Origin of the sequence: Streptomyces sp. NBC_01460 (genome assembly GCF_036227405.1) — a bacterium.
GTDB lineage: Bacteria > Actinomycetota > Actinomycetes > Streptomycetales > Streptomycetaceae > Streptomyces.
The window spans coordinates 1869216-1892145 of the sequence record NZ_CP109473.1; the positions used below are offsets into that span (position 1 = coordinate 1869216).

Annotated in this window: 25 protein-coding genes and 1 riboswitch; of the genes, 10 read left to right on the plus strand and 15 right to left on the minus strand. The window is 72.5% G+C overall.

Going from position 1 to position 22930, the window contains the following annotated elements:
* The first annotated feature begins 163 nt into the window (after positions 1-163).
* Positions 164-1696: a S8 family peptidase gene (locus OG488_RS08330; RefSeq protein ID WP_329227349.1), complete on the plus strand. Its 1533-nt coding sequence runs from the start codon at positions 164-166 to the stop codon at positions 1694-1696.
* 83 nt (positions 1697-1779) lie between these two features.
* On the opposite strand, the gene OG488_RS08335 is transcribed toward OG488_RS08330, so the two are convergent.
* The 4 genes from OG488_RS08335 to OG488_RS08350 form a co-directional block, all read right to left on the minus strand.
* Positions 1780-2823, minus strand: a complete 1044-nt coding sequence (locus OG488_RS08335; protein ID WP_329227351.1) for a zinc-dependent alcohol dehydrogenase family protein — start codon at positions 2821-2823, stop codon at positions 1780-1782.
* A 21-nt stretch (positions 2824-2844) separates the two neighbouring features.
* A complete protein-coding gene (locus OG488_RS08340; protein ID WP_329227353.1) occupies positions 2845-3525 on the minus strand; it encodes a lysoplasmalogenase in 681 nt (226 codons plus the stop codon).
* A complete protein-coding gene (locus tag OG488_RS08345; protein ID WP_329227355.1) occupies positions 3522-4439 on the minus strand; it encodes a sterol desaturase family protein in 918 nt (305 codons plus the stop codon). Before OG488_RS08345 ends, OG488_RS08340 begins: the two co-directional genes overlap by 4 nt.
* A 186-nt stretch (positions 4440-4625) precedes the next feature.
* Positions 4626-5345 (minus strand): VIT1/CCC1 transporter family protein, encoded by a 720-nt coding sequence (locus OG488_RS08350; protein ID WP_329227357.1) that lies wholly within the window; start codon positions 5343-5345, stop codon positions 4626-4628.
* Between the two features lie 142 nt (positions 5346-5487).
* On the opposite strand from OG488_RS08350, the gene OG488_RS08355 reads away from it, so the two are divergent.
* From OG488_RS08355 to OG488_RS08375, 5 genes are all read left to right on the plus strand, one after another.
* Positions 5488-6495: a DEDDh family exonuclease gene (locus OG488_RS08355; protein ID WP_329227358.1), complete on the plus strand. Its 1008-nt coding sequence runs from the start codon at positions 5488-5490 to the stop codon at positions 6493-6495.
* Between the two features lie 63 nt (positions 6496-6558).
* Positions 6559-6792, plus strand: coding sequence for a hypothetical protein (locus tag OG488_RS08360; RefSeq protein WP_073747930.1), 234 nt, complete (start codon positions 6559-6561; stop codon positions 6790-6792).
* Positions 6793-6860: 68 nt separating this feature from the next.
* On the plus strand, positions 6861-7655 hold the full coding sequence (locus tag OG488_RS08365; RefSeq protein WP_329227359.1) for an SURF1 family cytochrome oxidase biogenesis protein: 795 nt from the start codon (positions 6861-6863) through the stop codon (positions 7653-7655).
* Positions 7656-7728: 73 nt separating this feature from the next.
* Positions 7729-9522 carry a glycoside hydrolase family 15 protein gene (locus tag OG488_RS08370; RefSeq protein ID WP_329227361.1) on the plus strand — a complete coding sequence of 598 codons (1794 nt, stop codon included), beginning with the start codon at positions 7729-7731 and terminating at the stop codon, positions 9520-9522.
* A 4-nt stretch (positions 9523-9526) separates the two neighbouring features.
* Complete coding sequence (locus tag OG488_RS08375) at positions 9527-10282, plus strand: SDR family oxidoreductase (protein ID WP_329227363.1); 756 nt, start codon at positions 9527-9529, stop codon at positions 10280-10282.
* 23 nt (positions 10283-10305) lie between these two features.
* Here OG488_RS08375 and amaP read toward each other — a convergent pair whose 3' ends face one another.
* The 5 genes from amaP to OG488_RS08400 are packed head-to-tail and all read right to left on the minus strand — an operon-like array spanning position 10306 to position 12637.
* Positions 10306-10884, minus strand: a complete 579-nt coding sequence (gene amaP, locus OG488_RS08380) for an alkaline shock response membrane anchor protein AmaP (RefSeq protein WP_329227365.1) — start codon at positions 10882-10884, stop codon at positions 10306-10308.
* A 4-nt stretch (positions 10885-10888) separates the two neighbouring features.
* Positions 10889-11575: a DUF6286 domain-containing protein gene (locus tag OG488_RS08385; protein WP_329227367.1), complete on the minus strand. Its 687-nt coding sequence runs from the start codon at positions 11573-11575 to the stop codon at positions 10889-10891.
* Positions 11572-11925, minus strand: a complete 354-nt coding sequence (locus OG488_RS08390) for a hypothetical protein (RefSeq protein WP_329227368.1) — start codon at positions 11923-11925, stop codon at positions 11572-11574. The genes OG488_RS08385 and OG488_RS08390 overlap by 4 nt, the downstream gene beginning before the upstream one ends.
* Positions 11922-12113 carry a hypothetical protein gene (locus tag OG488_RS08395; protein WP_103513710.1) on the minus strand — a complete coding sequence of 64 codons (192 nt, stop codon included), beginning with the start codon at positions 12111-12113 and terminating at the stop codon, positions 11922-11924. The genes OG488_RS08390 and OG488_RS08395 overlap by 4 nt, the downstream gene beginning before the upstream one ends.
* Positions 12114-12145: 32 nt before the next feature.
* On the minus strand, positions 12146-12637 hold the full coding sequence (locus OG488_RS08400; RefSeq protein WP_329227373.1) for an Asp23/Gls24 family envelope stress response protein: 492 nt from the start codon (positions 12635-12637) through the stop codon (positions 12146-12148).
* Between the two features lie 94 nt (positions 12638-12731).
* Between OG488_RS08400 and OG488_RS08405 the strand changes: the two genes are divergently transcribed.
* Positions 12732-13427, plus strand: a complete 696-nt coding sequence (locus tag OG488_RS08405) for a hypothetical protein (RefSeq protein WP_329227375.1) — start codon at positions 12732-12734, stop codon at positions 13425-13427.
* Between the two features lie 46 nt (positions 13428-13473).
* Here OG488_RS08405 and OG488_RS08410 read toward each other — a convergent pair whose 3' ends face one another.
* The 3 genes from OG488_RS08410 to OG488_RS08420 form a co-directional block, all read right to left on the minus strand.
* Positions 13474-14265 carry an enoyl-CoA hydratase/isomerase family protein gene (locus OG488_RS08410; RefSeq protein ID WP_329227377.1) on the minus strand — a complete coding sequence of 264 codons (792 nt, stop codon included), beginning with the start codon at positions 14263-14265 and terminating at the stop codon, positions 13474-13476.
* A gap of 143 nt (positions 14266-14408) precedes the next feature.
* On the minus strand, positions 14409-14630 hold the full coding sequence (locus OG488_RS08415; protein ID WP_006123601.1) for a helix-turn-helix domain-containing protein: 222 nt from the start codon (positions 14628-14630) through the stop codon (positions 14409-14411).
* A 357-nt stretch (positions 14631-14987) separates the two neighbouring features.
* Positions 14988-16586, minus strand: a complete 1599-nt coding sequence (locus OG488_RS08420) for an ABC-F family ATP-binding cassette domain-containing protein (RefSeq protein WP_329227379.1) — start codon at positions 16584-16586, stop codon at positions 14988-14990.
* 417 nt (positions 16587-17003) lie between these two features.
* On the opposite strand from OG488_RS08420, the gene OG488_RS08425 reads away from it, so the two are divergent.
* A complete protein-coding gene (locus OG488_RS08425; RefSeq protein ID WP_329227381.1) occupies positions 17004-17414 on the plus strand; it encodes a VOC family protein in 411 nt (136 codons plus the stop codon).
* Between the two features lie 30 nt (positions 17415-17444).
* On the opposite strand, the gene OG488_RS08430 is transcribed toward OG488_RS08425, so the two are convergent.
* From OG488_RS08430 to OG488_RS08440, 3 genes are all read right to left on the minus strand, one after another.
* Positions 17445-18743, minus strand: a complete 1299-nt coding sequence (locus tag OG488_RS08430) for a hypothetical protein (RefSeq protein WP_329238517.1) — start codon at positions 18741-18743, stop codon at positions 17445-17447.
* 185 nt (positions 18744-18928) lie between these two features.
* Complete coding sequence (locus OG488_RS08435; RefSeq protein WP_329227382.1) at positions 18929-20068, minus strand: alpha/beta hydrolase; 1140 nt, start codon at positions 20066-20068, stop codon at positions 18929-18931.
* Between the two features lie 68 nt (positions 20069-20136).
* Entirely contained in the window at positions 20137-20796 is a 660-nt protein-coding gene (locus OG488_RS08440; protein ID WP_329227384.1) for a class II aldolase/adducin family protein, read from the minus strand.
* Positions 20797-21053: 257 nt separating this feature from the next.
* On the opposite strand from OG488_RS08440, the gene OG488_RS08445 reads away from it, so the two are divergent.
* Together OG488_RS08445 and OG488_RS08450 are read left to right on the plus strand one after the other, a co-directional pair.
* The gene (locus tag OG488_RS08445) at positions 21054-22304 is read left to right on the plus strand and encodes an inorganic phosphate transporter (RefSeq protein ID WP_329227386.1); all 1251 of its coding nucleotides are present in this window, start codon (positions 21054-21056) and stop codon (positions 22302-22304) included.
* A 12-nt stretch (positions 22305-22316) separates the two neighbouring features.
* Entirely contained in the window at positions 22317-22535 is a 219-nt protein-coding gene (locus OG488_RS08450; protein WP_329227388.1) for a hypothetical protein, read from the plus strand.
* Positions 22536-22686: 151 nt separating this feature from the next.
* A riboswitch (cobalamin riboswitch) is annotated at positions 22687-22815 on the plus strand.
* Positions 22816-22930: the final 115 nt, after the last annotated feature.

The window sequence follows — 22930 nt, forward strand, 5'->3', positions numbered from 1 at the left end:
TCTCCCGTGGGCTCCCGTGGACACGACTCCCACAGGTCACACCTCGAACTCACTTGCCCGTATTCATTGATGCTCCGGGAAGATCAGCGATAACTTCACTGGTCATGTACCGGACCGGACACACCTGTGTCCGGCCCCACGGCACGGATGATGTGGAGAACCCATGGCTCATCTGGCATCCAGACGGACTCGCGTACTCACGCTGCCCGTCGGACTCGCGCTCACGGCCTCGCTGGGCTTCCTCCCGACGGGTGCCGCGTCCGCGGCACCCGCGGACGGGCCCGCGGCGTCGGTTCCCGCGGACGGCCCGAAGCTGTCGTACGTCGTGAACACGCGGGCGGGCCACGGCACCGTCAAACAGGTACGGAAGGCGATATCCGCGGCCGGCGGAACCGTCGTGACGTCGTACGACACGATAGGCGTCATCGTCGTCCACTCGCAGAACCCGGACTTCGGCGCGACGATCCGCAAGGCCAGGGGCGTCCAGTCGGCGGGCGCCACGCGCACCGACCCGATCGTTCCGCAGGCGACGAAGGACATCGGGGTCGAGCAGCCCCTGAGCGCCGGCCAGGCGCGGGAGGCGTCGAACGACGCGGTGGCGGGCCAGGACCCGCTGGAGCCCCTGCAGTGGGACCTGCCCGCCATCAAGGCGGACAAGGCGCACAAGAAGTCGCTCGGCAGCAGCAAGGTCACGGTCGCCGTCATCGACACGGGTGTGGACGACACGCACCCGGACCTGGCCCCGAACTTCGACCGCAAGGCCTCGGTGAACTGTGTGTCCGGGGCCCCGGACACCACGGACGGCGCCTGGCGGCCCGCGGCGGGTGAGAGCCCTCACGGTACGCATGTCGCGGGCACCATAGCCGCGGCGAAGAACGGCACGGGCGTCACCGGTGTGGCGCCGGGTGTGAAGGTCTCCGGCATCAAGGTGTCCACGCCTGCCGGATTCTTCTACACCGAGGCCGTGGTCTGCGGCTTCGTGTGGGCCGCCGAGCACGGCGTCGACGTCACCAACAACAGCTACTACACCGACCCGTGGCTGTTCAACTGCAAGAACGACCCGGACCAGGGCGCCCTGGTGGAGGCGGTCACCCGCGCCACCCGGTACGCGGAGCGCAAGGGCGTGGTCAACGTCGCCGCGGCCGGCAACTCCGACCACGACCTGGCCCTCGACGCCATCGAGGACTCGACGAGCCCGAACGACACGAATCCGGTCACGCGCACGGTCGACCCGAGCGCCTGCCCCGACATCCCGACCATGGTGCCGGGTGTCGTGACGGTCTCCGCGACCGGTGCGAAAAACCTCAAGTCCTCCTACTCGAACTACGGTCTCGGGGTCATCGACGTGGCCGCCCCGGGCGGTGACTCGACGCGCTACCAGGCGCCGGAGGCACCGGCCGACAACGGTCTGATCCTGTCCACCCTGCCCGGTGGCGGATTCGGCTACATGGCCGGTACGTCGATGGCGTCCCCGCACGTCGCGGGCGTCGCGGCCCTGGTCAAGTCGACCCACCCGCACGCCTCGGCGGGCCTGGTGAAGGCCCTGCTGACGCACCAGGCGGACGCCACCGCGTGCGGCGCGCCGTACGACATCGACAAGGACGGCACCGTCGACGCGGTCTGCGAGGGCGGCAAGCAGTACAACGGCTTCTACGGAGCCGGTGTCGTGGACGCGCTGGACGCGGTCCGCAGGTGAACCGGCCCGCGGGTGAGGCGATCTGCGGGTAGGGCGTGAAGGAGGGGCCGGGGACAGCTGTCCCCGGCCCCTCCCGCGTACCGCTACGGCTTGATGAGGACCTTGAGGGCCGTGCGCTCGTCCATCGCCTTGTAGCCGCCCGGAACACCCTCGAGCCCGACGGACAGGTCGAAGACCGGTGACGGGTCGATGGTGCCGTCCAGCACGTCGGGGAGCAGCTCCGGGATGTACGTACGCACGGGGGCGACGCCGCCCCGCAGGGCGATGTTCCGGTCGAACATCACGTCGAGGTCGATCCCGGTGCCGCTGCCGTGCGGGACCCCGACGTATCCGACGGAACCGCCGTCACGGACGATGCCGATGGCCGTGCGCATCGACTCCTCGGTGCCGACCGCCTCGATCACGCCGTGGGCGCCTTCGCCGCGCGTCAGTTCCCGCACGGCCGCGAGCGCCGCCTCGCCGCGCTCCGCCACCACGTCGGTGGCGCCGAAGGCACGGGCGATGTCGGTCCGGGCCTGATGGCGGCCCAGCGCGATGATCCGCTCGGCGCCGAGCCGCTTGGCCGCCATGACGCCGCAGAGGCCGACCGCGCCGTCACCGACGACCGCGACGGTGCTGCCGGGCTTCACGCCCGCGCCGAGCGCGGCGTGGTGGCCGGTGCCCAGGACGTCGGAGAGCGCGAGGAGCGCGGTGAGCAGCCGGTCGTCGGACGCGGCGGCCGCCGGGAGCCTGACCAGGGTGCCGTCGGCGAACGGGACACGGACCGCTTCGCCCTGGCCGCCGTCGGAGCCGACCGATCCCCAGAACCCGCCCTGGGGGCAGGAGGTGGTGAGCCCCTCGGCGCAGTACGCGCAGCTGCCGTCGGACCAGACGAAGGGGGCGACGACGAGGTCGCCCACGGCGAAGCCGTTGACCCCGGAGCCGGTCTCCTCCACGACGCCGAGGAACTCGTGGCCGATGCGCTGACCGGGCTGCCGGGCGGACTCGCCCCGGTAGGCCCACAGGTCGCTGCCGCAGATACAGGCCCGCAGGACCCGCACGACGGCGTCCGTGGGCTGCTGGACCGCGGCGTCGGGCACCTCCTCGACGCGGATGTCGTGGGGGGCGTGGATGACTGTGGCGCGCATGGGTGGGGATCCTCGATCGTCTCAGATTCTGATACTCCCCTCACGGTACGCCCCGGGGGCGGCGCCGGTGGAATCCTTGGGAACATCGAGCGCTCCCCGGGTGAGCAGGTACTGCGCCCCTGTGTAGGTCAGCATGATCCAGAAGTTGTGGGCGGGCAGCTGCGGCCACTCCGCGATGCCGGTGGCGATGAGGGCGTCGGAGAACAGGAAGAGGGCGCCTCCGAGGGCCGCGTACCGGCCGAGGACGCCGGCCCGCCACGCCATCGCCGTGAGCAGCAGGCTGTAGCCGGTCAGCGGGACGCGCATTCCGCCCGGCAGCCCCGGCCAGAGCAGGACGACGAAGACCACGAGCACGACGGCGTACACGAGGCCGGTGACCGGTCGCACGGGGGCACGGCCGAAGAGCAGCAGGTAGCAGACGTGGCCCGCGGCGAAGAGGCCCATCCCCGCGAGGAACGCGGGCTCCGCGTCGGGCATCAGCAGCACGTCCCCCGCCCAGCCGCAGAGCAGTGCGGCGATCAGCAGCCGGGGACCGCCGCGGGCCGCGGCGTAGCCGGCGAGCAGAAGCATCAGCAGCGGCTTGGTGGCCACGTGCACGGCGTCCTGCCCGGCGAGGAGCCCGGCCAGATGGACGGCGGAGACGGCCAGGAAGGCGACCAGCAGAGGGCGTGCGAGCCGGGGTGCGCCGGCGCGGGGGGTCATCCGGTGCGCTCGGTGGCGGCGTGCGGCGGGACGGTGACGGCCGGCGGCCGCACCGGTGCGGCCGGCGCGGCTCCGACGGCGCGCGACGGCTGCCAGCCCGGTCCCCGGAAGATCCGCCCCGCCCGCTCGCTCCAGGTGGCGGCCGCGCGTACGTCGCGGGCGATGGCGGCGTACTCGTGGGTGGCGACGCGGAACGGGTTGTGGGTGTCGATGTTCTTGGTGAGCCCGAAGACGGGGCGCTCGGTCTCGGCGGCGAACGAGCCGAAGAGCCGGTCCCAGACGATGAGGATCCCGCCGAAGTTGCGGTCGAGGTAGCCGCCCTGGGAGGCGTGGTGCACCCGGTGGTGCGAGGGGGTGTTCAGGACGTACTCGAAGGGCCGGGGCAGCTTGTCGATCCGCTCGGTGTGCACGCCGAACTGGTAGACGAGGTTGGCCGAGGAGCAGAAGGCCAGGGCGGCCGGGTGGACGCCCAGGGCGATGAGCGGGAGGTAGAACGGCCAGGAGGTGAGCGAGGTCCAGGGCTGGCGCAGTGCCGTGGTGAGGTTGAACTTCCGGCTGGAGTGGTGGACCACGTGGCAGGCCCACAGGAGCCGGATGACGTGGTGGCCGCGGTGGGACCAGTAGTAGAAGAAGTCCTGTGCGAGGAGCATCAGCAGGACCGTCCACCACAGGACCGGGACGCGCAGCGGGGTCAGCTCGTGGACGGCCGCGTAGATCGCGACGACGGGTATCTTCCACAGCAGGTCGAAGACCAGGCTGCCGAGTCCCATGGTGACGCTGGTGGTGGCGTCCTTGGCTTCGTACCCGGCGGCGTCCTCGTCCGGGTGCAGTCGGTAGGACACCATTTCGAGGACGGTGAGCAGGACGAAGGCCGGGATCGACCACAGCACGACATCGGGCAGGTTCGGCTCCATGCGAGCACCGTAGAGCCGTCCCGGGTGCCGGGCATAGACGTTGTTACCGACAAGTATGTGAGACGGGACGTCATCACCGTTTGGCGGGTTCTGCCAACAGCCCCGCCGCAGGATTTCCGGCACGCACCTGACCGAGCGGGAGGAACGAGCTCACCCGGTACCGATGTTGCGCCGATCCGGCCGGGATCACGCCCCCGCCGCCCCCAGGAGCACCCCCGCCGCGTAGGTCACCCCCATGGCCAGCGCTCCCCCGGCCATGTTCCGCGCCACCGCACGCCCCGCCGCGGCCTCGCCCAGCCGGGCGCTCCCCCAGCCCGTGAGGGCCAGCGCCGCGAGCACGGAGAGCACGGTGACGGGCAGGCGCGCCGAGGGCGGGGGCAGGACGATCGCCAGGAGCGGCAGCAGCGCGCCCACCGTGAAGGCGAGGAAGCTCGCTCCCGCCGCGTGCCACGGGTTGGTCAGCTCGTCCGGGTCGATGCCCAGCTCGACCTCGGCGTGGGCACGGAGCGCGTCCCGCTCCGTGAGCTGGAGGGCGGCCTCCCGGGCCAGCTCGTTGCTCAGCCCCTTCTCCTCCAGCAGCCCGGTCAGTTCGGCGAGCTCGGCCTCCGGGGTCTCCTCCAGCTCCCGCTCCTCCGTCGCCAGCGCGGCCTTCTCGGAGTCGCGCTGGGTGGACACCGACACGTACTCGCCGGCCGCCATCGACAGGGACCCCGCCAGCAGCCCGGCCAGGCCGGCCGTCAGCAGGGTGGAGCGGTCACCCGTGGCGCCGGCCACGCCGACTACGAGGCCGGCCGTGGAGACCACACCGTCGTTGGCACCGAGCACCGCGGCCCGCAGCCAGTTGAGCCGGGTGCCGAGCCCGCCCCGGTGGGGTTCGTCGTGCGTCTGCGCCTGTGTCTCCGTCACCCCGGGAGCGTCTCACCGCGCCCGCCCCGGGCGCATCCCCGGCCGGCGTCCCCGCCGCCCCTGCCAACTGCTCGCCGACGTCACCGGGTTCGCCGACGACGACGCCCGGATAGGTCGCTGTCGGTCCCGGCCCGTATTCTCTGTGACCATGCTCGACGACCGTCAGACCGCAGCGCCGTGGCCGGCCGCGTATCCCCAGGGGTACGCGGTCGTCGACGTGGAGACCACCGGACTCGCCCGCGACGACCGGATAGTGTCCGCTGCCGTCTACCGCCTGGACGCGCGAGGCGACGTCGAGGACCACTGGTACACGCTGGTGAACCCGGAGAGGGACCCGGGCCCCGTCTGGATCCACGGGCTGACCAGCGACGTCCTGGAGGGCGCCCCGCTCTTCCCGGAGGTCGCGGCACAGCTGTCCGAGCGGCTCAGCGGACGGGTGCTGGTCGCCCACAACGCCGCGTTCGACTGGTCGATGATCGCCCGCGAGTACGCGCGCGCCGCGGTCACCGCGCCCGTCGAGCAGCGGCTGTGCACCATCGCGCTCTCCAAGGAGCTGCGGCTCCCCCTGCCCAACCACAAGCTGGAGTCGCTGGCCGCGCACTTCGGCGTGGTCCAGCAGCGCGCGCACCACGCGCTGGACGACGCCCGGGTGCTGGCCGAGGCGTTCCGCCCCAGCCTTCACGCGGCGGCCCGGGACGGCGTGCGGCTGCCGCTGCTGGAGTGCCGCCCGCTGACGGAGTGGTACGACTCCCCGGTCACCCCGCGCTCCGGCTACCGGCCCGCGCCGGCATCGGGCAGCTGGCGCCCCTCGCGCAAGCGCCCCGCGTGCCCCTATCCGAACCCCGGGCGGTACGAGTCGGACAAACCACTCATGCAGGGCATGCGTGTGGCGTTCTCCGGAGACACCTCCGTCGACCGGGAGCTCCTGGAGGACCGTGCCGTGGAGGCGGGGCTCCACGTGGCGACCAGCGTGTCGCGGCTGACGAGCCTGCTCGTCACCAACGACCCGGACTCGGCGACGTCCAAGACGGTGAAGGCCAAGTCGTTCGGCACGCCGATCCTGGAGGAGAGCGCCTTCACCCATCTGCTGAGGGACGTGGCACCGGCGAGGACGGCCACCGTGCCGAAGCCCTCACCGTCATCGGAGTGAACCGGCGGCGACTCGCCCGGCACCCGCTCGCCCGCCGCCGCCCGGCGTCCCACCCTGTGGCGCATGGCACGTTGTGAGGTTTGCGGGAACGACTACGGGATGTCCTTCGAGGTGCACGCGCAGGGCGCGGTGCATGTCTTCGACTGCTTCTCCTGCGCCATCCACCGCATGGCGCCCATCTGTGAGCACTGCCGGGTCCAGGTCATCGGCCAGGGCGTCGAGGTCGACGGTCACTGGTACTGCGGCGGCCACTGCGCCCGCGCCGAGGGAAGGGCGGGCATCGTGGACAAAGTATGACGGTCCGTCCCGTCCGCACGGGGACCCCTCCGTGCCGCACCCCATGACCCCGGTTGTACGGTCATGGGGTGTACCGCTTCCTGTTGACCCGGCAGTGGGTGATTCTCGCCCTCCTCGTCCTCGCCATGATCCCCACGATGGTCGAGCTGGGTTTCTGGCAGCTGCACCGGCATGAACACCGGGTGGAGCAGAACGCGCTGATCACCCGGAACCTCGAGGCGGACCCGGCCCCGGTCACCCGCCTCACCTCCCCCGGGCACACGGTCCCCCGCTCCGACTACTGGCGTGCCGTGACGGCCACCGGGACGTTCGACACCGAGCACGAGGTGGTCGTACGGCGCCGCACCTCCCAGGACGAACGCATCGGCGTCCTGGTCCTGACCCCCCTGGAGCTCAAGGGCGGCGGCACCGTCCTGGTCAACCGGGGCTGGGTCCCCGCCGCCGACGACCAGCAGGCCTTCCCGAAGGTGCCCGCACCGCCGCGCGGCGAGGTCACCGTCAAGGGCAGGCTCAAGGCGGACGAGACGACGAGCGCCAGCGGCATCAAGGACCTCCAGGGGCTGCCGGACCGCCAGGTGATGCTGATCAACAGCGCCCAGCAGGCCCACCTGCTCGGCCGTCCGGTGCTGGGCGGGTACGTCGAGCTCACCGCCCCCGAACCCGCCGACGGCAGTCCCGAGACGATCGCCGCACCCGACGACAGCTCCATCGGTCCCCACATGGCCTACGCCGTCCAGTGGTGGCTCTTCGCCGCCGGTGTCCCCGTGGGCTGGGTCATTCTCGTGCGCCGCGAGAAGCGCGACCGCGAACAGGCCGCCGAGGACGCCGGGGCGGCGGCACAGCCGGAGCCCGCGGCCGCCTGAGGGCACGGACGTCAGCGCCTGTTCGCACCGGTTCCACTGCTTAGCGGGGCGCAGGTTCGGGAAGACGCCCAGCGTGACTCCACGTATCGAGGACTACGCCCTCATCGGCGATCTCCAGACGGCCGCCCTGGTGGGCAGGAACGGTTCTGTCGACTGGCTGTGCCTGCCCCGCTTCGACTCGGGTGCCTGCTTCGCGGCCCTGCTCGGCGACGAGGACAACGGCCACTGGCGCATCGCCCCCCAGGGCACCGACAGCACGGACACCTGCACCCGGCGCGCGTACGTGGAGGACTCCCTGGTCCTGGAGACCTTCTGGGAGACCAGGACGGGCACCGTCAAGGTCATCGACTTCATGCCGCAGCGCGACAAGGCGCCCGATGTCATGCGGATCGTCGAGGGGGTCAGCGGCAGCGTCGACATGAGCTCGGTCCTGCGGCTGCGGTTCGACTTCGGCTCCGTGGTCCCGTGGATGCGCCGCTCGCACGGCCACCGGGTGGCCGTCGCGGGCCCCGACTCCGTCTGGCTGCGCAGCGAGCCGGAGGTCAAGACGTGGGGCCAGCAGATGAGCACGTGCTCCTCCTTCACGGTCGCCGAGGGCGAGAGCGTGGCCTTCGTGCTCACCTGGCACCCCTCGCACTCCCCCCGCCCGAAGCTGATCGACCCCCACAAGTCGCTGAAGCACACCCTCTCCGACTGGGCGAAGTGGTCGGCGAAGTGCACCTACCACGGCAGGCACCGGGAGGCGGTGCTCCGCTCCCTGATCACCCTGAAGGCGCTGACCTACGCGCCCACGGGCGGGATCGTGGCGGCGCTCACGACGTCGCTCCCGGAGGAGATCGGCGGCGTGCGGAACTGGGACTACCGCTACTGCTGGCTGCGGGACTCCACGCTCACCCTGGCCGCCATGGTCTCGGCCGGGTACGTGGAGGAGGCGGCGGCGTGGCGGGACTGGCTGCTGCGGGCGGTGGCCGGTGACCCCGCCGACCTCCAGATCATGTACGGGCTCGCCGGGGAGCGCAGGCTCCCCGAGACGGAGCTGCCGTGGCTGAGCGGCTACGAGAACTCGGTCCCGGTCCGTACGGGCAACGCGGCGGTGCGGCAGCTCCAGCTCGACATGTACGGCGAGGTGATCGACTCGCTCAGGCTGGCCCGGGACGCCGGCCTCGACGACAAGCCGCACGCCTGGAACCTGCAGCTCAGTCTGCTCGGCTTCCTCGAGTCCACCTGGCGCGAGCCCGACGAGGGCCTGTGGGAGGTCCGCGGCCCGCGCCGCCACTTCGTGCACTCCAAGGTGATGGCCTGGGTCGCGGCGGACCGCGCGGTCCGCACCCTGGAGGAGAACCCGGACCTGCCGGGCGACGCCGACCGGTGGCGGGCGATGCGGGACGCCGTGCACGCCGAGGTCTGCGAGAAGGGCTACGACCCCGTACGCAACACCTTCACCCAGTACTACGGCTCGCACGAGCTCGACGCCTCGACCCTGCTCATCGTGCGCACCGGCTTCCTGCCTGCCGACGACCCCCGGGTGACCGGGACGGTCGACGCGGTGCGCGACGAGCTCGCCCACGACGGTCTGATCCGCCGCTACAGCACGGCGGGCGGATCGGTGGACGGTCTGCCGGGTGACGAGGGGGCGTTCCTCGCGTGCTCGTTCTGGCTGGTCGACGCCCTGCTGCGGACGGGCCGCAGGGACGAGGCCGAGGTCCTCTTCGAGCGGCTGCTGGACCTGCGCAACGACGTGGGGCTGCTGGCCGAGGAGTACGACTCGGCGGCCGGCCGCCAGCTCGGGAACTACCCGCAGGCGTTCAGCCACGTCGGCCTGGTGAACAGCGCGGTCGACCTCGCCGGTGAGGACTTGGCAGGATAGGGCCATGGATCTTGGACTGAAGGACCGTGTGTACATCGTCACCGGCGCGACCCGCGGGCTGGGAAACGCCACCGCGCGCGCCCTCGCCGCGGACGGCGCGAAGGTGATCATCTCCGGCCGTGACGAGAAGGACGCCGTCGAGGCCGCGGCCGAACTGGGTGCCGACGCGGTCGGGCTCGGCGCGGACAACGCCGATCCGCTGGCCGCCCGGCGTCTCGTGGACACCGCGAAGGATCGCTTCGGCAGGCTGGACGGCATCCTCATCAGCGTCGGCGGCCCCGCGCCGGGCTTCCTCGCCGACAACACGGACGACCAGTGGCAGTCGGCCTTCGAGTCGGTCTTCCTGGGCGCCGTGCGTCTGGCCCGTACGGCGGCCGAGGCGCTCGGCGAGGGCGGTGTCATCGGCTTCGTGCTGTCCGGATCGGTGCACGAGCCGATCGCCGGTCTGACGATCTCCAACGGTCTGCGCCCCGGCCTCGCCGGCTTCGCCAAGTCGCTGGCCGACGAGCTGGGTCCGCGTGGCATCCGGGTCGTGGGTGTGCTGCCGTCGCGGATCGACACGGACCGGGTGCGCGAGCTCGACGCCCTGTCCGGCGACGCCGAGGCCTCCCGTACGGCCAACGAGGCGCGCATCCCGCTGCGCCGCTACGGCACCCCCGAGGAGTTCGGGAAGACCTCGGCCTTCCTGCTCTCCCCGGCCGCCTCCTACCTGACGGGCATCATGGTGCCGGTCGACGGCGGGGCCCGGCACGGTTTCTGACGGCCGCCCCGGAGGGCGTCCCGTCAGTTCACCCGCTCCGCGCGGTGCTTGACCGCCTTCAGACGGACCTCGGCGGGCAGCTCGTCCAGTCCGGCCGAGGTCCGCGCGTGGGTCAGCGCCCCTTCGGACACGCCGCGCAGCACCAGGCCCGGGGACGCGTGCGGCTCCATCAGCAGCCGGACCCCGGCCTTCGGGGCGGTGCGGCGGCCGGTCAGCGCCACCTTCGCCTCGGAGACCCCGTCCAGGGCTCCCGCCTCGCCGCCGAGCACACCCTCCAGAGCCCTGCCGCGCAGCAGCGCGCCCTCGCCGTCGCCGCTGTCGACCAGCACCTCGGCGAGGCGCCCCCGGCGCAGCTGGGCCAGGAGCCACCACAGCGCGAGGACCACGAGGACGGCGAGGACCGCGATGACGGTGGGCCACCACCAGCCCTCGTCCCGCCAGCGGGTCCGGTCGGCCTTGCTGAACAGCACGTCGTCCGTGCCGTCCCAGGGCCACCAGGAGGGCACGGACAGGCCGAGCCCCGTGGCGAGGACGGCGCCGCCCACGACGACGAGGACCAGCCCTGCCAGGCCGAGCAGGACCCGGTTGACGGTCTTGATCACGGGGTCACCCCTTCTTCGCGGGCCGGCGTACGTGCACGGAGAGGCCGGGCGGCTTCGCCAGGTCCAGCTCGCCGACGGCGGTTCCCAGGACGGTGTCCAGGTCGGCCCTGACGTCGTCGAGTTCACGGAAGTGCGAGACGGCGCGCACGGTCGCCCTGCGGCGGCTCATCTTCACCCGGACGGACTGCACGCCGGCCACCTCCACGGCCCGGTCACGCAGGACGAGGGCGGCGGCGGTCCGGTCGAGCCCGGCCCGCACACCGGCGTGCCGGCGGTTCATGGGGAGCAGGGCACGCAGTCCGGGGGTCAGGGCCAGCAGGAGCAGCCAGAGGCCGAGCGCGGCCGCCAGGGCCGATCCCGCCAGGACCCATACGTCGTCGAGGTGACGGCTCGCCAGGTCGTCGGCGACGGAACGCCGCCACCGCATGGCGGGGTGTCCGGCCCGTACCGCCGCGATGTCGTAGAGCAGGAGTCCCGCGCCGCCGAGGACGACGAGGGCGACGAGTGCCGCGGGGATCCTGCGCCCGGACCGGAACCGGCCGGCCCTGCCGCCGGGCTTCGCCGGCACGGCCGCGGGTTCGTAGGACGAGCCCGAAGCGGACTGGTCCATCGCGAGCACGCCGCCGGAAGGCGCCGCCTCGACCGTGGGCAGCCGCTGCGTGCGGTTGTCCGGCTCCTGGGGCTCGCTCATCGGATGCTCCCCTCCGGTGCGGTGCCCGCTTCCGGCCGGTGCAGCCGTTCGACCTGCACCGCCACTTCGGGCACCTCCATCCCTGCCAGCGCTCTTACCCGCTCGGCCACCCGACGACGCACCGCGCCGCACTGCCGGCCGATGTCGCACGGGTAGGCCAGGTCGAGGCTGACCCGCACGCGGGCGGTGTCGCGGTGCACGGTGACCGTGGCACGCGGCGCGGTGGCGCCCTCGGGCCGCTCGTCGACGGCCTCCTTCGCCGCCTGCGCGGCGATCTTCGCGACGACCCGGTCGGCGATCCGGGTCTGCCCGCGTCCGGCGGCGTCGACCCGGTCCGTCACCCCGGTCACCGTCGCCGGTCGCCGCGCTCGCGACTCCGGAAGAAGTCGCCGGGTTCCAGGTCGCCGTCGAGGAAGCGGCCGGCGACGAAGCCGACCGCGCCCAGCGCGGCCACCAGAAGGAAGGCCCCGAACCCACCGAAGTATCCGGCGAATCCGAGCGCCATGCCGGCCACCATGCCGACCACAGCCATGCTCATCGTGTGCTCCTCAACTGCCGGGCGGGAGGGTCCTACTGGACGCGTGACTCGGACTCGTCATCGTCGTCGTCCTCGTCGGGCAGCTTGACGTCGCTCACGGCGATGTTGACCTCCACGACCTCCAGGCCGGTCATCCGCTCGACCGCCGCGATGACGTTCTCGCGCACGTCGCGGGCCACCTCGGCGATCGCCACGCCGTAGTCGACGACGATCTCCAGATCGAGGGCCGCCTGGGACTCGCCGACCTCCGCCTTGACCCCGCGCGACACGGACTTGCTGCCGCCGGGGACGCGGTCGCGCACCGCGCCGAACGTCCGCGAGATGCCACTGCCCATCGCGTGGACACCGACGACGTCGCGTGCCGCCATTCCAGCGATCTTCTCGACCACGCCGTCGGCGATGGTGGTGCGTCCCCGGGTCGCCGGGGCTCCCCCGCCGCGCTTGCTGAACTGGCTCTGCCTGCCGTCGTCCCCGGGCGCACTGCCGGGGCTGTCGGGCCGGTTTCGCTGCGGGCTATCGGTCATCGCCGCTCTTCCCTTCGGGGCAGGGTTGGACTTCCGTGGCCCACAGTAAGTGCGCTTGCCCGGTCCCGCGCCGTGGATGGGGCAGGGTGGAGCAATGACAACGGCTGAGGGCCCCCACCGGGCCGACGGATGGACCGCCGCGGTACGCCAACGGCTCGGTCTGGGGCGACTACTCCCTCTGGGCGGCCCCGCCGACGGCTCCTGGATCGCGGAACGGGCGGCGGCCACGGTGCTGCGGGACGCCGCGGCCGGGTCGGGGGCCGTCCTGGGGAAGCTCAGGATCGCCCCGGCCGTCGAGGAGCACACCCCGGAACCGGCGGTGCCCGGACCGCCCAGCGCACTGCCGCCCGGACCGCTGCGGATCGAGGCCGACTTCGCCTCGACGGCACGGCGGCCCCTGCACGCCACCGCGGACGCGCTGCGCGCGGCGCTGCTGACCGCGGCGGCCCAGCGCCTCGGCCTGGTGGTCGACGAGGTGGACCTGCGGGTGACGGAGCTGCTGGAGGAGGAGCCCCGTCCGGCCCCTGAGCCGCCCGCCGACGTGCGCGCGGCGGAACCGGACGGCACCGCGGGGGCGGCTGCGGCGGGGGTCCCCGGCGTGATGTCGCTGACCCACGTCCTGGGCGGCGCGGTGCAGCACGCGCCGGGTCATGTCCGGGTGGAGCTCGCGACGGCCGGGGACCACCGGGCGCTGGACGTCGCCCGGGCGGTGCGCGGGGCGGTGGCCGGGGCCGTGGAGGGCCGGCCGACGGTCGCCGTGCTGATCACGGCCGTGGTGGAGCGAAACTGACACGGCTCCCTCACCGTCCGGCGAGGGAGCCGTGGGTGACAGGGGGTCAGTCGGCCAGCCCGGCGATGTCGCGCAGTCGGCGGCCCTGGGCGGCCCGCTCGGCGGTGCGCTGCTCCTCGTACGTACGGGAGAGGGCGCCGCTCAGCAGTGCCTTCGTCTCCACGACCGCGTCGCGCGGGGCGGCGAGCAGGGCGGCGGCCAGGTCGCGGCCCGCCGCGTCCAGCTGGTCCGCGGGGACCACGAGGTTGGCGAGGCCGGAGCGCTCCGCCTCCTCGGCGTGCACGAAGCGGCCGGTGGCGCAGATCTCGAGCGCACGGGCGTATCCCACGAGGTTCACCAGGGGGTGGGTGCCCGTGAGGTCGGGAACGAGACCGAGGCTGGTCTCGCGCATGGCGAACTGCACGTCCTCGGCGACGATGCGCAGATCGCAGGCGAGGGCGAGCTGGAAGCCGGCACCGATCGCGTGCCCCTGGACGGCCGCGATCGACACGATGTCGTTGCGGCGCCACCAGGTGAACGCCTCCTGGTACTCGGCGATGGTCGCGTCGAGCTCGGCCTCCGGGCCGCGCGCCATGTCCAGGAAGGACGGCTCGCCGTCGAATCCCTCGGGTGCGAATGCCTGCCGGTCGAGGCCCGCGGAGAAGGACTTGCCCTCGCCGCGCAGCACGACGACCCGCACGCTGCCGGGGAGCGCCCGTCCGGCCTCTGTCAACGCCCGCCACAGAGCGGGAGACTGAGCGTTGCGCTTGGCCGGATTGGTGAGCGTCACCGTGGCAACCGCGTCATCGACGGTGAGCCGTACACCGTCCTTGTCGAGCACAGGGTCGAGCGAGGTCATGGAACGCCTCCGGATCGGGTGCTGTCAGCACTTACTGGCAAGTAACTGAACAGTAACCACCCGGACGACCTGGTGGTCGGCCGGGTGGCCACCCGGTGTTCCGGTGAGTCCGAGGAGCCGGCCGGGCCGGCTCCTGACCGCCGTCAGGCCGAAGCGGCCTTCTTGCCTCGAGTCGCTCCGCCGCGTCCCCGCAGCGTGACTCCGGACTCGCTGAGCATCCGGTGGACGAATCCGTAGGAGCGGCCGGTTTCCTCGGCCAGCGCCCGGATGCTCGCACCGGAGTCGTACTTCTTCTTCAGGTCTGCCGCGAGCTTGTCACGCGCGGCGCCGGTAACCCGGCTGCCCTTCTTCAGAGTCTCGGCCACCCGTGCCTCCTCAAGGAAGTGCGCTCTGGACTCTCATGATCACCCCTACCGGGCTTCCTGGCCACCCATTCGGCAAGGTACGTACGACCGGTTTCCACGTCCGGAAGCGGTCCGACACAAGCGGAATCCCGCATTCCAAGGGGGCTGAGAGCCCCGTGGAGCGGGATGCGGGAAGAACGGCCAGGTCAGGGCCGTACGGGGTGGGGTGGCCGGAAATGAGTGCGCCCGGCAGCTATCTGCCGGGCGCCGCGCCGGAGTACGAGACCCGCTCACCCAGATGATGGATCACCGATGGGCCGAATGATCCAGACGCGTTGGATCACCGGGCTCCGCGCCGGTTCCGGGTCCCCTGCGGGGTCAGGCGAGGGCGACCAGGTCCCGGTAGTCCGCACCCCAGAGGTCCTCGACACCGTCGGGCAGCAGGATGATCCGCTCCGGCTGGAGCGCCTCCACCGCGCCCTCGTCGTGGGTGACGAGGACGACGGCGCCCTTGTAGGTGCGCAGGGCCCCGAGGATCTCCTCGCGGCTGGCGGGGTCGAGGTTGTTCGTCGGCTCGTCGAGCAGCAGCACGTTCGCGGAGGAGACCACCAGCGTCGCCAGGGCCAGCCGGGTCTTCTCACCGCCGGAGAGCACTCCGGCGGGCTTGTCGACGTCGTCACCGGAGAAGAGGAAGGAACCGAGCGTCTTGCGGACCGCGACCAGGTCGAGGTCGGGCGCCGCCGAGCGCATGTTCTCCAGGACGGAGCGCTCCGGGTCGAGGGTCTCGTGCTCCTGGGCGTAGTAGCCGAGCTTGAGGCCGTGGCCCTCGATGACCTCGCCGGTGTCGGGCTTCTCGGCTCCGCCGAGGAGGCGCAGCAGGGTCGTCTTGCCCGCGCCGTTGAGGCCGAGGATGACGACGCGGGAGCCCTTGTCGATGGCCAGGTCCACGTCGGTGAAGATCTCGAGGGAGCCGTAGGACTTGGAGAGGCCCTCGGCCATCAGCGGGGTCTTGCCGCACGGGGAGGGGTCGGGGAAGCGCAGCTTGGCGACCTTGTCCGAGACCCGCACGGCCTCCAGCCCCGAGAGCAGCCGGTCGGCGCGCTTGGCCATGTTCTGCGCGGCGACGGTCTTGGTGGCCTTGGCGCGCATCTTGTCGGCCTGCGCGTTGAGGGTCGCGGCCTTCTTCTCGGCGTTCTGACGCTCGCGCTTGCGGCGCTTCTCGTCGGCCTCGCGCTGCTGCTGGTAGAGCTTCCAGCCCATGTTGTAGATGTCGATCTGCGCGCGGTTGGCGTCGAGGTAGAACACCTTGTTGACCACGGTCTCCACGAGCTCGACGTCGTGGGAGATCACGATGAAGCCGCCGCGGTAGGTCTTGAGGTAGTCCCGCAGCCAGACGATCGAGTCCGCGTCGAGGTGGTTGGTGGGTTCGTCGAGGAGCAGGGTGTCGGCGTCCGAGAACAGGATGCGCGCGAGCTCGACACGGCGGCGCTGACCACCGGAGAGGGTGTGCAGGGGCTGGCCGAGCACCCGGTCGGGCAGGCTGAGCGCGGCGGCGATGGTGGCGGCCTCGGCCTCGGCGGCGTATCCGCCCTTGGTGAGGAACTCCGTCTCCAGGCGCTCGTACCGCTTCATCGCCTTCTCGCGGGTGGCGCCCTTGCCGTTCGCCATCCGCTCCTCGTTCTCCCGCATCTTGCGCAGGATCTCGTCGAGCCCGCGGGCCGAGAGGATGCGGTCGCGGGCCAGGACGTCGAGGTCGCCGGTGCGCGGGTCCTGCGGGAGGTAGCCCACCTCACCGCTGTTGCTGATGGTGCCGCCGGCGGGGGTCCCCTCGCCCGCGAGGCACTTGGTGAGCGTGGTCTTGCCCGCGCCGTTGCGGCCGACCAGACCGATGCGGTCGCCCTTGGCGATACGGAAGGACGCGTTCTCGATGAGGATGCGGGCGCCGGCGCGCAGCTCGATGCCGGAAGCGGTGATCACGGAAATACTCCAGGGCGGTATGGACGGCGGAGGGACAGCGGACTCACGACTCGACGCCGCCTAATGCACAAGGAGAATTGCCATGGGACTCAGTCTACTGGCGGTGTCCACCTGCTTTACCTCATGCTCCCGGCCCGCCACCGCGCCACCACACCTCGTCACGTAGGCGGGCGCACCCCGCCGAACCGGCTGGAACCCGGCACCGAACGGCACAGTCGCGGTGGAGCGGCCGGAGCGGACGGAGGCGGACATCCGGGACGGTCTCTCCGCGGCGACGGCGGTCGGCGGCGGCCCGGATCCAGGAGCACCGGGGACCCGGGCCGCCGCGGCCCCTTCCGCTGACGTCGTCGGTGGCCGATGGAAGACTGAGACGCAGATCACATCGAGGTGGTCGGGTAGCGGGAGAGGGCGAGCGTGATGGCAGTGGCGGACGGTGGTCCCACGATCTTTCCGACGATCCTGTACGAGGACGCGAAGGCCGCGATCCGAGTGCTCACCCAGGCCCTGGGGTTCACCGAGGAGGCGGTGTACGAGGGCGAGGACGGCAGCGTGGTCCATGCCGAGCTCTCGTGCGGCAACGGCAGGGTGATGCTCGGCTCCAGGGGCCGCGGGGGCGCCTTCGCCGAGGCGATGGCCGGCGCCGGGCCCTCCGGGGTCTACGTCGTCGTGGACGAGGTGGACGCACACCACGCGCGGGCCGTGGAGCACGGCGTGGAGATCCTCATGCCGCCCACCGACCAGGACTACGGCTCGCGGGACTACATGGCGCGGGACGCGGAGGGCAACGTCTGGAGCTTCGGGACGTACGCCCCGGGGTCCTCGGACTGAGCGTCCCCGGGGCCGCGCGTGCTCGCCCGCTCACACCCCGCCGGTGTGCACCTGGAAGGCGGCGCGGCGCACGGCTTTGGCGAGGGCCGGGTCCGGGTGCGCGGCGGCCAGGGCCACCAGCACCTGGACGGTCCGGGGGTGCCCCACGGCACGCACCTCGTCCAGCAGCGCGGGGACCGTGCCCTGGACCGCGGAGTCGAGGTGGCGGACCAGCAGCCCGGTCTCGCCGTGGTCGGCCACGGCCGCGGCGGTGTCGACCCAGAGCCAGGTCGCTTCCTCGCGGCTGAGGACGTCCTGGGCGTCGTCGGGGTCGGTGCCCTCGTACTCGGCGAGCCAGAGCAGCGCGTACGGGCGCAGCGGCGCCTCGGTGACGACGGAGCGGACGACCGGCTCGGCGGGGGCGCCGACGACGCGCAGGGCCTCGAAGGCGAGCCCGCGCAGCAGCGCGTCCTCGCCCCGGGCGACGGCCAGCAGCTCGGCCACGGCGCTGCCGACGGGCCGGGCGGCGAGCCAGGCGCGGTATTCGGCGCGGGCCGGGCCGGGGGTGAGCCGGGCGCAGCCGAGCAGCATGTCGGCGGCGGACTGCTCGATGTTGCCGGCCGGGCTCTGGGCGGCGACGCAGATCTGCTCCAGCTTGACCCAGACCGCCCAGTTGCCCAGAGGGGTGAGGGTCGCGTGGCCGGCGCCGAGCGTCAGGGCGCCCACGGAGGCCAGGCCCTCCAGGGCCCAGTCGAGGAGCAGCGCGTTCAGGTCGGCGGGGTGTCCGGCGACGGCAGCGGGCTGCTCCTGCGGGCCGTAGGGCACCTCGCACCGCTCCTCGTGGAGCTCGGCGACGCGCTGGCCGAGCAGGTCGAGGAGCGCGGGCACGGTGACGGGCCCCGCCGAGAGCTGGAGGAGGGAGAGCACCTGGGGCACGGCCTCGACGGCTTCCGCCACGGCGGTGGCCTCGATGCCGTCGGGTGAGGCGTGGACGAGCGACCAGGCGTCGAAGAGCGCGACCCAGCCGCGGAGCACGGCGGAGTCGTCGCGGTCCCAGGCCCGCAGCCGCCAGCCGGGGCGGGCGGTGTCGCCGTGCAGCTCGATGAGCCCGGCCAGCCTGGCCCGGTCCCAGCCAGTCAGCACCTGGGCCGGTGACAGCTCCATCGCCGCGGCGGCCCGCTCCAGGGCCTGGGCGGCAAGGGTGACCGAGCCCGGACTCGTACCGTCCGCCGCCCAGTGGGCGATCCGTACGGCGTCGGCGAGCACGGCCCTGGCCTGGCGTGCCAGTTCCGCCGGGGGCGGTGTGCCCTCGGGTGGGCGGGGGGCCGGCCGGGTGCGCCGGGTCGTCACGGCCTTACGGGCGGTCGCCTGGGGTCGCGGGCGGACAAGTCGCAGCCTGGAGTCGCGCGGGGTACGGGACGTCACGAGGAGCAGTCTTGCCTCTGACGGGCCGAAAGCCCAAACGGAAGCCGTGTCACCAGGGTTCGGGGAGCTTCGGGGCCGGGTCACCAACCGGGCGGTTCCGGCCCATCAGCTCACATCAGGGGCGTGAGGAAGCGCCGGAGCGCCTCCTCGTAGCCTGCCGGGTCGGCATTCCACATCGCCGCATGCGGAGCCTGGGGCACGGGGTGCAGGGTCACCAGGTCCGGCCGGAGCGCGGCGAGTTCCCGGGAGGGCCCCCAGGGGGCCAGGGTGTCGTCGGGCCCGTGGACGATGAGGGTGGGGGCGTGCAGGGCCGTCGGCACCGAGGTGCTCAGGAGCGGGGCGCCGTGCAGCCCTGTCTGGCCCTGGGCCGCGCGGACGGCGAGGGGGAGCAGCGCCGAGGGGACGCCCCTCGCCGAGGCGAGGGCCCGCAGCGTGGTCCGCCAGTCCATGACCGGGGAGTCGAGGACGAGGCCGCGGATGCGATCACGGAGGGCGGAGTTGACGGCCGCGTGCAGCGCCATCGAGGCGCCGGACGACCAGCCGTGGAGGACCACGTGCTCCGCCCCGTAGCGCACGGCGTAGCGGATGGCGGCGTCGAGGTCGCGCCACTCGGACTCGCCGAGGTGGGTGAGCCCGTCCGGGGAGCGCGGGGCACCCGGGTCGCCCCGGTAGGCCAGGTCGAGCACGGGGAACTGCTGGTCGTGGAGGAACCCCATCACATTCAGGGGGTGGTCCCTGGTGGTGCCGAGACCGTGCACGGTGATCACCCAGGTGTCGCGGGCCCCGGGCACGAACCAGGCGGGCAGGGCGCCGAGCTCTCCGGGGACCTCGACCTCCTTGTAGGCGAGGCCGAGGGCGGCGAGGGGGTCACCGCGGTGGAGCTCCGGGGTGAGGCGGACCCGGGCGCCGGGCTTCAGGCTGCCGAGGGTGACGCTCTCCAGCCGGCGTACGACGGTGTCCGCGGAGACGGCGGAGCGGCCGGGCTGTTCGAGCACCGGGCCCACCACCGCGTGGACGCCGCCCCGGCCGGTCAGTCCGTACGTGCCGGGACGCAGCGCGGAGAGGGAGCGGGTCAGGGTGACCTGCCCGGCCGCGGTGGCGTGCACGGTGAGACGGCGGTCGGCGGGGAAGGGCCGTGGCGAGGGCGCCCCGAGGGCGGCGTCGCTGGCGTAGCGGCCGGCGGCGACCGCTGCCGCGCCGACGCCGAGGATCGAGGTTGCGGCCACTGCCGCCGCTGTTGCCTGGCGCACGGCTCCAGTGTCCTGGGCCGGGGCGCCCTCTGCCAGTGGGCAGGGGCCGTACGGAGCCCGCCCCGGGTTCAGCCCGGCTGGCCGTAGCCCTCCAGGGCCTCCCGCACGTCACGCAGCTGGGCGGCCGAGAGGAGGGCGGGACTGTGGCCGGGCACGGAGCTCGCCGTGAGCCAGAGCCTGCACATCCATTCCAGCTGGGCGGTGCGGTCGTACGCCTGGTCGAGGGTGCTGCCGTAGGTGACCGTGCCGTGGTTCCGCAGCAGGCAGCCGGTGCGGCCGTGCAGCGCGGCCAGCATGTTGTCGGCGAGCTCCCGCGTCCCGTAGCGCGCGTAGGCGGCCGTGCGGACGGGGCCGCCCATCATGGCGGCGGCGTAGTGGATGAGCGGCACCTCGTGGACGAGGGTGGAGACGGCGGTGGCGTGCACCGCGTGGGTGTGGACGACGGCCGCGGCGTCGCTGTCGCGGTAGACGGCCAGGTGGAGAGCCAGTTCACTGGTCGGGACGAGGTCGCCGAGGACCTGGCGTCCTTCGAGGTCGACGCCGACGGCGTCGCCGGGACCCAGGCGGTCGTAGGGAACCCCGCTGGGGGTGACCAGCACGATGTCCCCGACCCGGGCCGAGACGTTGCCCGAGGTGCCGACGACCAGGCCGTCCGCCGCCGTCCGCCGGGCCGTCGCGACGACTCCGTCCCACGCCTGCTCGATCGCGTCCTGCCGCTCATCACCCATGCGGGGATCCTAGGGGTGGTGACCGATGTCTCTTCCGGGGGACACATCGGGCCGAAGGTGGACGACAGGTGCGGGACAGGGCCCGGCCCACGCCCGGCCCACGCCCCGGAGTGGGCGCCTCCGGATACTCTCGGCGCACACAAGCGGAACTGACGTACGCGGTTGGGGTCACCATGCCGCCCTGCCCAGTTCATCTTCCGTTCACCCTGGTTGCTTACGTTCCACGTGCCAATGACGTCGAACGATTGCCTGGGTAAATGGAACACATCACGCTGCTGCTCGCGATCGTGATCGTGACAGCTCTCGTGTTCGATTTCACGAACGGTTTCCACGACACCGCCAACGCGATGGCCACCACCATCTCGACCGGCGCCCTCAAGCCCAAGACCGCGGTGGCCATGTCCGCCGTGCTCAACCTCGTCGGCGCGTTCCTGTCGGTGGAGGTCGCCAAGACGATCTCCGGCGGGATCATCAACGAGAACGGCCTCAGAACCGAGGTCATCTTCGCCGCGCTCGTCGGCGCGATCCTGTGGAATCTGCTGACCTGGCTGGTCGGCCTGCCCTCCAGCTCCTCCCACGCACTCTTCGGCGGCCTCATCGGCGCCGCGGTGATGTCGGCCGGCTGGTCCTCGATCAACGGCGGCACCGTCGTCACGAAGGTCCTGCTGCCCGCGATCGCCGCTCCCCTCGTCGCGGGTCTCGCGGCGCTGCTGGCCACGAAGCTGACGTACCGCCTCAACCGGAAGATCACCGACGAGGCCCAGCTGAAGTCGACCGCCAAGGGCTACCGCGCCGGCCAGATCGCCTCGGCCGGTCTCGTCTCGCTCGCCCACGGCACCAACGACGCCCAGAAGACCATGGGCATCATCACCCTGGCCCTGGTCACCGGCGGCGTCCTGTCCCCCGGTTCCAACCCGCCGGTCTGGGTCATCGCCTCCGCCGGCATCGCCATCGCGCTGGGCACCTACCTCGGCGGCTGGCGCATCATCCGCACCATGGGCAGCGGCCTCACCGACCTCCGGCCGCCGCAGGGCTTCGCGGCCCAGACGAGCGCGGCCACGGTCATCCTGGCCTCCTCGCACCTCGGCTTCTCCCTCTCGACCACCCAGTCCTGCTCCGGTGCCGTCATGGGCGCGGGCCTCGGACGCAAGGGGGGCGTGGTCCGCTGGTCCACCGCCACCCGGATGTTCGTCGCCTGGGGCCTGACGCTGCCGGCCGCCGGCCTGGTCGGCGCGGGTGCCGAGTTCCTGACCAAGCAGGGTCCCTGGGGTGTCGCCGTGGTCGCCATCCTGCTCGTCGCGGGCTCCGGTGCCATCTGGCTGCTGTCGCGCCGCAAGCCGGTCGACCACACCAACGTCAACGCGACCGAGGGCGAGCCCGCGGGCGTCGTCACGACCGCCATCGCGGCCGTCAGCCCGCCGCCCGTCGGCGTGGCCGTCCCGGACTTCAAGACCACCATCCCCGCTCCGGACACCCAGGCCGACCCGGCCCGGCCGGCCACGGTGTAAGGACAGATCCGCATGAACATCGACTGGGCGGCCCTCGCCTCCGTCTTCGGCGTCAGCCTCGTGATCACCGTGGCGCTGGTCGGCCTCTTCACCCTCGGCATCACCGGCCTCGCCAAGCAGGTGTCGACGACGCGGGGCGGCGGTGGCGCCCTGGCGCGCACCGGTGCGTACGCCTGCTTCGCGCTGTGCGCGGCGGCGGTCGCGTACGGGATCTACCTGATCGTCGCCTGACACCCGCACGACCCGTACCGGGCCGGACACACCACGGTGGTGTGTCCGGCCCGGTGTGCGTCTGCGCACACTGAAGCCTCGCAGGTCAACGGCAGGTTGACGGGCCTTCACGGGCCGTGGTGGACTGCCGGAGCCATTTACGGCGACAGGAGAGGAAGCCGGTGCGAATCCGGCGCGGTCCCGCCACTGTCACCGGGGAGCAGCCTCCACACGGAAGTCACGGCCCGCCACCGCGGGCTGGAAGGCCGGAGGAACTGCGGATCCGGAAGCCAGGAGACTCTCGTCGCCGGTCACGTCGAACCAGGGCGCGGACCCTGAGTGAGGACATACGCCATGTCTGGCTGCCCTGCGTCGGTCGCTGCACCACCTGCTCCGGAGGTCCTTCGAGGCGCGAC

Excerpts from the sequence above, each read along its gene's own strand:
- OG488_RS08330 (WP_329227349.1), top strand. The coding sequence starts at position 164 with ATGGCTCATCTGGCATCCAGACGGACTCGCGTACTCACGCTGCCCGTC.
- OG488_RS08335 (WP_329227351.1), bottom strand. The coding sequence starts at position 2,823 with ATGCGCGCCACAGTCATCCACGCCCCCCACGACATCCGCGTCGAGGAG.
- OG488_RS08340 (WP_329227353.1), bottom strand. The coding sequence starts at position 3,525 with ATGACCCCCCGCGCCGGCGCACCCCGGCTCGCACGCCCTCTGCTGGTC.
- OG488_RS08345 (WP_329227355.1), bottom strand. The coding sequence starts at position 4,439 with ATGGAGCCGAACCTGCCCGATGTCGTGCTGTGGTCGATCCCGGCCTTC.
- OG488_RS08360 (WP_073747930.1), top strand. The coding sequence starts at position 6,559 with ATGGCACGTTGTGAGGTTTGCGGGAACGACTACGGGATGTCCTTCGAG.
- OG488_RS08375 (WP_329227363.1), top strand. The coding sequence starts at position 9,527 with ATGGATCTTGGACTGAAGGACCGTGTGTACATCGTCACCGGCGCGACC.
- OG488_RS08385 (WP_329227367.1), bottom strand. The coding sequence starts at position 11,575 with ATGAGCGAGCCCCAGGAGCCGGACAACCGCACGCAGCGGCTGCCCACG.
- OG488_RS08395 (WP_103513710.1), bottom strand. The coding sequence starts at position 12,113 with ATGAGCATGGCTGTGGTCGGCATGGTGGCCGGCATGGCGCTCGGATTC.
- OG488_RS08400 (WP_329227373.1), bottom strand. The coding sequence starts at position 12,637 with ATGACCGATAGCCCGCAGCGAAACCGGCCCGACAGCCCCGGCAGTGCG.
- OG488_RS08405 (WP_329227375.1), top strand. The coding sequence starts at position 12,732 with ATGACAACGGCTGAGGGCCCCCACCGGGCCGACGGATGGACCGCCGCG.
- OG488_RS08410 (WP_329227377.1), bottom strand. The coding sequence starts at position 14,265 with ATGACCTCGCTCGACCCTGTGCTCGACAAGGACGGTGTACGGCTCACC.
- OG488_RS08425 (WP_329227381.1), top strand. The coding sequence starts at position 17,004 with ATGGCAGTGGCGGACGGTGGTCCCACGATCTTTCCGACGATCCTGTAC.
- OG488_RS08440 (WP_329227384.1), bottom strand. The coding sequence starts at position 20,796 with ATGGGTGATGAGCGGCAGGACGCGATCGAGCAGGCGTGGGACGGAGTC.
- OG488_RS08445 (WP_329227386.1), top strand. The coding sequence starts at position 21,054 with ATGGAACACATCACGCTGCTGCTCGCGATCGTGATCGTGACAGCTCTC.
- OG488_RS08450 (WP_329227388.1), top strand. The coding sequence starts at position 22,317 with ATGAACATCGACTGGGCGGCCCTCGCCTCCGTCTTCGGCGTCAGCCTC.